Origin of the sequence: Actinomadura sp. NPDC023710 (assembly GCF_040639875.1) — a bacterium.
GTDB lineage: Bacteria > Actinomycetota > Actinomycetes > Streptosporangiales > Streptosporangiaceae > Spirillospora > Spirillospora citrea.
The window spans coordinates 21,559-29,813 of record NZ_JBFAGB010000068.1; the positions used below are offsets into that span (position 1 = coordinate 21,559).

General features: G+C 73.8%; 8 protein-coding genes and 1 pseudogene. 3 read left to right on the forward strand and 6 right to left on the reverse strand.

Features of this window, described 5'->3' with window-relative positions:
* Positions 1-13 precede the first annotated feature (13 nt).
* Entirely contained in the window at positions 14-181 is a 168-nt protein-coding gene (locus tag AB0H37_RS42520; protein ID WP_083946426.1) for a DUF3117 domain-containing protein, read from the reverse strand.
* Between the two features lie 315 nt (positions 182-496).
* On the opposite strand from AB0H37_RS42520, the gene AB0H37_RS42525 reads away from it, so the two are divergent.
* The 3 genes from AB0H37_RS42525 (at position 497) to AB0H37_RS42535 (ending at position 4,776) form a co-directional block, all read left to right on the forward strand.
* A complete protein-coding gene (locus AB0H37_RS42525; RefSeq protein WP_179832965.1) occupies positions 497-1,282 on the forward strand; it encodes an enoyl-CoA hydratase-related protein in 786 nt (261 codons plus the stop codon).
* 102 nt (positions 1,283-1,384) lie between these two features.
* The gene (locus AB0H37_RS42530; protein WP_360618326.1) at positions 1,385-2,149 is read left to right on the forward strand and encodes an ABC transporter ATP-binding protein; all 765 of its coding nucleotides are present in this window, start codon (positions 1,385-1,387) and stop codon (positions 2,147-2,149) included.
* 5 nt (positions 2,150-2,154) lie between these two features.
* Positions 2,155-4,776, forward strand: a complete 2,622-nt coding sequence (locus tag AB0H37_RS42535) for an ABC transporter permease (RefSeq protein WP_360618327.1) — start codon at positions 2,155-2,157, stop codon at positions 4,774-4,776.
* 217 nt (positions 4,777-4,993) lie between these two features.
* Here AB0H37_RS42535 and AB0H37_RS42540 read toward each other — a convergent pair whose 3' ends face one another.
* From AB0H37_RS42540 to AB0H37_RS42560, 5 genes and pseudogenes are all read right to left on the reverse strand, one after another.
* Complete coding sequence (locus AB0H37_RS42540) at positions 4,994-5,614, reverse strand: DNA-3-methyladenine glycosylase I (protein WP_360618328.1); 621 nt, start codon at positions 5,612-5,614, stop codon at positions 4,994-4,996.
* A gap of 14 nt (positions 5,615-5,628) precedes the next feature.
* Positions 5,629-6,057, reverse strand: a complete 429-nt coding sequence (locus tag AB0H37_RS42545) for an SRPBCC family protein (protein WP_360618330.1) — start codon at positions 6,055-6,057, stop codon at positions 5,629-5,631.
* Positions 6,054-6,473 (reverse strand): hypothetical protein, encoded by a 420-nt coding sequence (locus AB0H37_RS42550; RefSeq protein WP_360618332.1) that lies wholly within the window; start codon positions 6,471-6,473, stop codon positions 6,054-6,056. The genes AB0H37_RS42545 and AB0H37_RS42550 overlap by 4 nt, the downstream gene beginning before the upstream one ends.
* A gap of 216 nt (positions 6,474-6,689) precedes the next feature.
* Positions 6,690-8,006, reverse strand: a complete 1,317-nt coding sequence (locus AB0H37_RS42555) for an alkaline phosphatase PhoX (RefSeq protein ID WP_360618333.1) — start codon at positions 8,004-8,006, stop codon at positions 6,690-6,692.
* A 147-nt stretch (positions 8,007-8,153) separates the two neighbouring features.
* Positions 8,154-8,255 (reverse strand): annotated as a pseudogene (locus AB0H37_RS42560) (aldolase); the annotation flags it as partial.

Below are 8,255 nucleotides of genomic sequence, written 5' to 3' on the forward strand. Positions count from 1 at the left end.
AGAGCCGGGACCGTCAGCCCACGACGCCCTTGAGGGCCTCGCCGAGCTCCTTGGCCTCGTCGGCGGAGAGCTCGACCACGAGGCGGCCGCCGCCTTCGAGGGGGACTCGCATGACGATCCCGCGTCCCTCCTTGGTCACTTCGAGCGGACCGTCTCCCGTCCGCGGCTTCATCGCCGCCATGCGTGCATCCCCTTCCCAGGTAGGGCCGCGGCCTCGCACACCTCTGGCCGCGTGGCCGCGTGTCGCATCCGCGTCATCAGTAGTGGTCCATTATCTCGTCTTCCGGGCGCGAAGTGGTAACGATCAGCCTCCAGATCGGCAGCCGGGGGCCGTGGACGCAGGTCGCGGGCGGCCCCGGGGGTCCCGATCGGCGGGGGCGGGACGGCCCGTCCTCCCGGCGCCGGACGCCCCACGGGGCAGGACCTCCCTTGCCCGGGCCGCCGGTGTTCGCCGAAGGTTGCCTGGGAAGATCTACCGACGACCGAGAGGACGACGATGTCTGAGACCGTGCTGTACGACGTGACGGACGCAGTGGGGACAATCACACTCAACCGTCCCGACGGGATGAACTCGCTGACCGTCGAGATGAAGGAGGCCCTGCGCGCGACGGTGGTGCGGGCCGCCGCCGACCCGGCCGTCCGCGCGGTCATCCTGACGGGCGCCGGGCGGGCGTTCTGCGCGGGCCAGGACCTGCGCGAGCACGGCGACAACCTCGCCGCGGGCCGCGGGCTGGACGACACCGTCCGCAAGCACTACAACCCGATCGTCCTGGCGATCGCGGGCATGCGCAAGCCGGTCGTGGCGGCGGTGAACGGCGTGGCGGCGGGAGCGGGCGCGTCGCTGGCGTTCGCGTGCGACCTGGTCGTCGCGTCCGACAAGGCCCGGTTCGCGACCGCGTTCACCGGGATCGGCCTCGCCCCCGACAGCGGCATGTCCTGGACGCTGCAACGCCTCGTCGGCCGCGCCAAGGCCGCCGAGCTGCTGCTGCTGGGCGAGCCGGTGAAGGCCCCGGAGGCCCTGGAGATGGGCCTGGTGACGCGGGTCGTCCCGGCCGACGAGCTGGCCCCGGCGTCGGTGGAGCTGGCGCGCCGCCTCGCGTCCGGCCCCACGGCCTCCTACGGCGCGGTCAAGGCGGCCCTCGACCACGCGGCGACGCACGACCTGGCGTCCGCGCTCGAACGCGAGGCCGAACTCCAGGACGAGTGCGAGAGGACGAGCGACCATCACCACGCGACCGAGGCGTTCCTGAAGAAGCAGCAGCCCGTCTTCGAAGGCCGTTAGATCTTGGGGCTCCCCCGGGGGCGGAGGTAGGGGCTTCCCCCGCATGAACTGGGGAGCCCTCGTCAATGTGGGCGGTGGGCGCCCGGCGGTTTGCTGGACGGCATGACGCAGACAGCCGCCGCATCCCTCGCCGGGCAGGTCCACGACCATGTCGCCGTCGCGCGCGACATCGTCAAGTCCTTCGGGGCGGGCGAGAACGAGGTGACCGCGCTGCGCGGCGTCTCGGCGGCCTTCCCCCGGGGCCGGTTCACCGCGATCATGGGGCCGTCCGGCTCGGGCAAGTCGACGTTCCTGCACTGCATGGCCGGGCTCGACACCGTGACGTCCGGCTCGATCCTGATCGGGGACGTGGACATCACCCGGCTGTCGCGGACCCGGCTGACGAAGCTGCGCCGCGACCGGCTCGGGTTCGTGTTCCAGTCGTTCAACCTGCTGCCGATGCTGACGGCGGAGGAGAACATCCGGCTGACCGGGCGCCTGGGGAACCGGCGCGCCGACCGGGAGTGGTTCGACACGATCGTGGACGCGCTCGGGCTGCGGGAGCGGTTGACGCACCGGCCGAGCGAGCTGTCGGGCGGGCAGCAGCAGCGGGTCGCGGTGGCGCGGGCGCTGCTGACCCGGCCGGAGGTGCTGTTCGCCGACGAGCCCACCGGCAACCTCGACTCCCGGTCGGGCGCCGAGGTGCTGGGCTTCCTGCGCCGCGCGGTGGACGCCTACCGGCAGACGGTGATCATGGTGACGCACGATCCGGCGGCCGCCGCGCACGCCGACCGGGTGCTGTTCCTGGCCGACGGGTTGATCGTGCACGAGCTGCCCGCGCCGACGATCGACGGCGTCCACGCCATGATGCGCCGGATGGAGGGCTGACCGCCATGTGGCTCATCGCGCGCCGCTCCTTCGCCGAAAGCTGGACGCGGCTCGCCGCCACGCTGCTGGCGGCGGTGTTCTCCATCGGGCTGATCGCGGGAGCCCTGCAGTTCACGCTGCGGGCGCAGGAAGCGGTGTCGGGCAGCGACGCCAGCGAGTACTCCCGCGCCGACGTGCTCGTCCAGGGCGGCTCCGCCGACCCCGACGACCCGTACTCGCCGCCGGACGGCCGGGTCGCGCTGGGCGCCGTGGCGGGACGTCCCGGCGTCGCGGCGGTCGCGGGCGACGCGACGGTCCCGGTGACCGCGAGCGGCTCGGACGGCAAGCCGATCCTGCCGCCCGCAGGGGCGGGGACGGCGCTGCGGCCGTGGACGGCCGACGGCAGCCTCAACCCCTACCGCCTGGAGTCGGGCCGCGCGCCCGCCGCCGACGGCGAGGTCGCCGTCACCCGGCACGTCGCCCGCGCGGGCGGGCTCGACGTCGGAGACACCCTGAAGGTGCTGCTGCCGAGGCAGGGCCGGGACATGAAGATCGTCGGCGTCGTCACCGTGCAGGGGCACAGCGCCGTGGCCAGCGGCGACCTGGTGCTGGCGCCCTCCGGCACGGTGGCGCGGGCGGCGGGCCTTCCGGCGGGGACGTGGCAGAGCGTCTGGGTCAAGGCGTCGGGCGGAACGGTGTCCGGGCTCCGCGCGGCCCTCGCACGCGACCTCGGGAAGGGCGTCACCGTCCGGACGGCGGCGGAGGTCCGGCACGCGCAGTCGGCCGACCTGCAGGGCGCCGGGGCGTCGATCGGCGGGGCCATCGGCATGCTCTCGTCCGTCGCGGTGTTCGTGGGACTGTTCGTCGTCGCCAACACGTTCGGCACGCTTGTCCGGCAGCGGACGCGGCGGCTGGCGCTGCTCAGCGCGATCGGCGCGACGCCCCGGCAGATCAAGCGGCTGATCCGGTTCGAGGCCCTCGCGCTCGGCGTCGTCGCCTCCGCCGGCGGAGTGGCGCTCGGCTTCCCGATCTCGGCTCTGCTCACGCACCTGTTCGCCCAGGACGGCTTCGACATCTCCGCCGCCGACGCGCAGTACGGCTGGGTCGCGCTCGCCGCCCCCGCCGCGGCCGGCGTGCTCGTCACCCAGCTCGCGGCCCGGCGCGCCGCGCGCCGCGCCGCGAAGATCTCCCCGATGCAGGCGCTGCGCACCGCGAGCACCGAGACGGCGGGCCGCCGCTGGCCGCGCGTCCTCGGCGCCCTGGCGGTGTTCGCCTGCGCCTGGCTCTTCTTCGGGGGCGTCTTCGGGATCCGCTCCGAGGAGCCGCCCGGCCCCGAACGCACCGCCGGCACCAGCGCGATGGTCCTCCTGGGCTGCATGACGACCGTGGCGGCGCTCGCCGTCCTCGCCCCGTTCTTCGTCGGCCCCCTCGGCGGCCTGGTCGGCCGCATCGGGACCGCCGTCAGCGGCGAGGCCGGGCGGCTCGCCCGCGCCACCATCACCCGCAGCCCGCGCCGCGTGTCGTCGGCGGCGTCCTCCCTCATGCTCGGCGTCGCGCTGGTCGCCTCGACGGCGATGATCGTCCTGTCGGTGGACGCGCGGTTCAACGAGACCGGCCGGGAGGTCATGCGGGCCGACCACGCGATCACCGGGACCGGGATGACCTCGAACGGGCAGGCGCCCCTCCCCCGCGACGCGGCCGGCAAGGCCGCCGCCGTGCCCGGTGTGTCCGCCGCGGCGGCGCTCACGATGTCGCAAGTCAAGCTCGTCTCTCCCCCGCCCGGGCGGCCGTCGCCCGAGGAGGACCCGGAGCCGGTCTACCTCACCGTCACGGGCGCCGACCAGAGGGCGATGCCGTCGGTGCTGAAGCTCGGCGGGCACCTCCCGCACCTCGGCGACGGCCAGGTCGCCCTCACGTCCACGGTCATGAAGGGCCAGAAGATCAAGAAGGGGCAGCGGATCGTGGTGCGCGGCGCCCGCGGCAGGGTCGCGCTCACCGTCGCCGCCGCCTACCACGACCCGTCCCACCTGTTCGCCGACCAGGCGCTCGTCTCGGACGCGACGATGGACCGGCTCGACCCGACCGCGGCGGCGCAGGTGGTGCTCGTCCGCGGGGGCACCGAGCGGGCCCTGTCCCGCGCGTTCGCGGACGCGCCGGGCCTCAGGGTGGTCGACGGCGCCGGCTACGTGAAGGCGGCGTCCGACGCGATGACCAAGGGGATGAGCGTCATCTACGGGTTCATCCTCATGGCGCTCGTCCTCGCCCTGTTCGGCATGGCGACCACCGTGTCGATGAGCGTCGGCGAGCGGACCCGCGAGTTCGGCCTGCTCGGCGCCGTCGGCGCGACGGCGGCGCAGATCCGCTCGATCGTCCGCTGGGAGGCGGCGACGGTCGTCCTGCTCGGAAGCCTCCTCGGCCTCGGCACGGCACTCGGCACGGTGACCCTGCTGCACATCGCCACGGGCAGCTCGTTCCTGGTCCCGAACGCCCCCTGGTGGCTGTTCGCCACGGTCATCACCGGCGCCGCCGCCGTCACCCTCGCAGTTTCAGCCCTCCCCGCCAGACGCGCTGTGTCCATTGCGTCTCCTCTGGCTGAGGGCCCAGGGAGCCCGAAGCCAAAGGCGACGCTGCCCCTGATTCGGCCCTGATCACCGCACGCGTACGCCTAGGCCACGGCACAGGCCGTCGCCTCAGCCGGCAACGACCTCAGGGTGTGCGATCGCGTGCGAAGCCAGTTTCGAGCCTGCGAGAAACTGATCGCGCAGTGAGCCGCCAGGCGAGCCGGAGCGATGCCAGCGATCGCCGCGTCACCTCGGTCGGAGGGCCTCCGGGCCCGACGACAGAGGCGACGCAATGAGCGCCGCGTCACCTCGGTCGGAGGGCCTCCGGGCCCGACGACAGAGGCGACGCAATGAGCGCCGCGCCATGGCGGTGGCAGGTGGTGAGGTGGTCGTCTACCAGGCCGCAGGCCTGCATGAGGGCATAGGCGGTGGTGGGGCCGACGAAGCGGAAACCGTGCTTCTTCAGCTCCTTGGCCAGGGCCTTCGAGGCGTCGGTGTAGGCGGGGACGTCGGACGTGTCGGCATAGGACGGGGAGTGGGGGTCGGCGTAGCGCCAGGCGGTGGCGGCGAGGCCGCCGGGCAGGTCGAGGGCCGCGCGGGCGTTGGCGATCGTGGCCTCGATCTTGGCGCGGTTGCGGACGATGGCGGCGTCGGCCATCAGGCGCTCGACGTCGTCCGGGCCGAACGCGGCGACCTTCTCGGGGTCGAAGCCGCCGAACGCGGCGCGGAAGCCCTCGCGCTTGCGCAGGATCGTCAGCCACGACAGGCCGGACTGGAACGCCTCCAGGCACAGCCGCTCGTAAAGCCCCTGGTCGTCGCGGACCGGACGGCCCCATTCGTCATCGTGGTAGGCGATGTAGTCGGGCGTCGACAGCCCCCACGGGCAGCGCGCCAGCCCGTCCTCGCCCAGAATCGCGGTGCTCACCCGCCCGTTCTACCTCATGGCTGCGACAGAACGGCGAGGCGGCGCAGCCCGACCGTCATGAACGCCCTCACCACCGGCCCCGCGACCAGCCAGGCGGCGCGCCCGAGGGGGCCCAGCGGCAGGTCGACGCGCTCCGCCCAGACGATGCGGCTGCCGGAGCCCTCCGGGACGACCTTGAAGAACGCCTCGCCGCGCACCACGCGGCCAGTGTGCCGGACCGCGACGCGGCGGCCGGCGCGCCAGTCGGTGATCACCATGGTGTCGAGGAAGCCGACCGGGCCGACGCCCGTCCACGCCCGCAGCTCGTCGCCGGCCTTGTCGCCGCCTTCCGCACGGGTGAACGGCATCCACTCGGCGTGCCGCGGCCAGTCGGTGAGGACGTCGAAGAGCCGCTCGGGCGGGGCCGCCGAGACCGCTTCCGCGTGGACCGCGACCGCGCTCACCGGCTCTCCTCCCCGTCCGGCTCGAAGGACTCCTTGCGGAGCGGCACCCGGGCGCCGGGCTCCTCGATGCCGTGCAGCGCCCCGACCGGGGTGGCCGGTTCGGCGTCGCCGGCGCGCTCGCGGACGTCGTGGAGCCGGCGTTCCAGGTCCGCCACGCGGGCGTCGCGCTCGTGCAGGGCCTCGGTGAGGCGGTGGAACGCGTCGTCCGTCACGTGCGGCTGGTACCCCCACAGAGTCCGGGGGAACCGGAGGTGGGCGCCGTCCCAGCCGAGGACGGGCCGCCCCTCGGCGTCCACGCCGACCGGCGGATAGTCGGGATGGGCCTCGGCCAGCTCGCCGCCCCGGCCCATGGCGAGGACGACGACGGCGCCCAGCACGGCAACGCCGGCCAGGACGAGAACCACGACCACGAGCACGCTCCGATCTGACGGCACCCCATCGGGAAGACGATCCTCCGTCCCCGATCGTGCCACGCTTGGCGGCATGGGGGTGCACGAGCGCGGGTCCTTCCACCGCGCGCCGGTTCCCGGCGGGGTCGCGGACGCGTGCACGGCACCCCCGGCGAGCCGGGTGGAGCGGCTCGTCGCGTCCGGGGACGCCGTGCTGGTCACTCTGGAGACGGCGCCCGGGCGTCAGCCGCGCAGCCGGTGCCAGGGGCCGGTGATCGCGAACGTGGCGCCCGGGTCGGACTGGCGGTTGGCGAACAGGATCCGCCCGTCCGGGGAGAACGTCACGCCGGTGAACTCGCTGCCGTTGAGGGCGTTGCGGGCCATCGCGAACGGCTCGTTCCGGCGGGTGGTGCCGATGAGGTACTGCTCGCCGTCGCCGTCCTCGGCCAGGATCACGCCGCCGCCGTACGGGGAGACGGTGATGTTGTCGGGGCCGTCGAAGCGCCCGCCCGGCTTGAAGACGAGCTGCAGCTCGATCTCGCCCCGGTGCGGGTCGTAGGTCCAGACCTGCCCGGCGTGGTCGGCGGCGCCGCCGTCGGCCTTCTTGGAGAAGCTGCACACGAAGTAGGCCTTGCCGTGGCCCCACCAGGCGCCTTCGAGCTTCTGGCTCCGCGTGATCGTGTCGAACTGCTTGCGGACCGACGTCTGCTTCGCCGACGGGTCGGGCACCTCCACCCAGCCGGCGCGCAGCCGCGTGCCGGGCTCCTGGCCGGCCGACAGGTCCGGGACGCCGCGGACGTTCAGCGCCTCCAGCTTCCCGCCCGACATGTAGGCGTGGTAGCCGCCGCGGTGGGCGCGGGGCCGGAACCGGTAGAAGAGCCCGAACGGCTTGGCGGCGTCCTCGGTCAGGTACGCGGTGAGCGTGTGCGGGTCGACGGCGACGGCCTCGTGCGCGAACCGGCCGAGCCCGGCGAGGGGGACGGGCTCGGTCCTGCGGCCGTTCGGGTCGACCTCGAACACCCAGCCGTGGCTCTTGGTCTCGCCCGCGAACCCTTCGGTCTCCTCGCAGGTCAGCCACGTCCCCCACGGGGTCCGCCCGCCCGCGCAGTTGGTGGACGTCCCGGCCAGGCTGACGTACTGCGACAGCAGGTCGCCCTGGCCGTCCACCTCCAGCGTGGTGGTCCCGCCGTTGGCCGCCGGGTCGTAGGTCCACTCGGGACGGCCCACGGCGCGGGTGCCGTTGTTGCTCTGCTCGTGGTTGCGCACCAGCCGGGTGCGACCGTGGCGGCTGCCGGGGAACGTGGCCATCCCGTCGTGGTGCCCGGGGACGACGACGCCCTCGGAGACGGGCTCGCCTTCGACCGACAGCGTCTTGTAGGAGAAGCCCTTGGGCAGGTCCAGGACGCCCTTGGGGTCGGGGATCAGCGGGCCGTAGCCGTAGGCCTCCCCTGTCTCGGCGCCGGCGGACGTCTGGAAGATTCCGTCCAGGCTTCCGGCGAGGGCGATGGACAGCGCGCCGGCCGCGCCGCCCTTGACGACTCCGCGACGGGTCACGGACATGGGCACTCCTTCACGTAAGGGGATCACGCGGGAGCCTGGTCGCCGTCCCTGAACCGCGGATGAACGATCACTGGCCGGAAGGAGAAACCCCAGGACAACGTTGGTCCGCGCCCGCCCGGAGTGCCGGGGGGCGTGCGGAGCGCGACCTCAGAGGAGCTCCACTGCGGCGTCGACGGCCCCGGCGACGTCACCGTCCGGCGGATACAACAAGGACCGGCCCACCACCAGACCCCGCACCGTCGGCAACCG

Excerpts from the sequence above, each read along its gene's own strand:
- AB0H37_RS42520 (WP_083946426.1), bottom strand. The coding sequence starts at position 181 with ATGGCGGCGATGAAGCCGCGGACGGGAGACGGTCCGCTCGAAGTGACC.
- AB0H37_RS42525 (WP_179832965.1), top strand. The coding sequence starts at position 497 with ATGTCTGAGACCGTGCTGTACGACGTGACGGACGCAGTGGGGACAATC.
- AB0H37_RS42530 (WP_360618326.1), top strand. The coding sequence starts at position 1,385 with ATGACGCAGACAGCCGCCGCATCCCTCGCCGGGCAGGTCCACGACCAT.
- AB0H37_RS42535 (WP_360618327.1), top strand. The coding sequence starts at position 2,155 with ATGTGGCTCATCGCGCGCCGCTCCTTCGCCGAAAGCTGGACGCGGCTC.
- AB0H37_RS42555 (WP_360618333.1), bottom strand. The coding sequence starts at position 8,006 with ATGTCCGTGACCCGTCGCGGAGTCGTCAAGGGCGGCGCGGCCGGCGCG.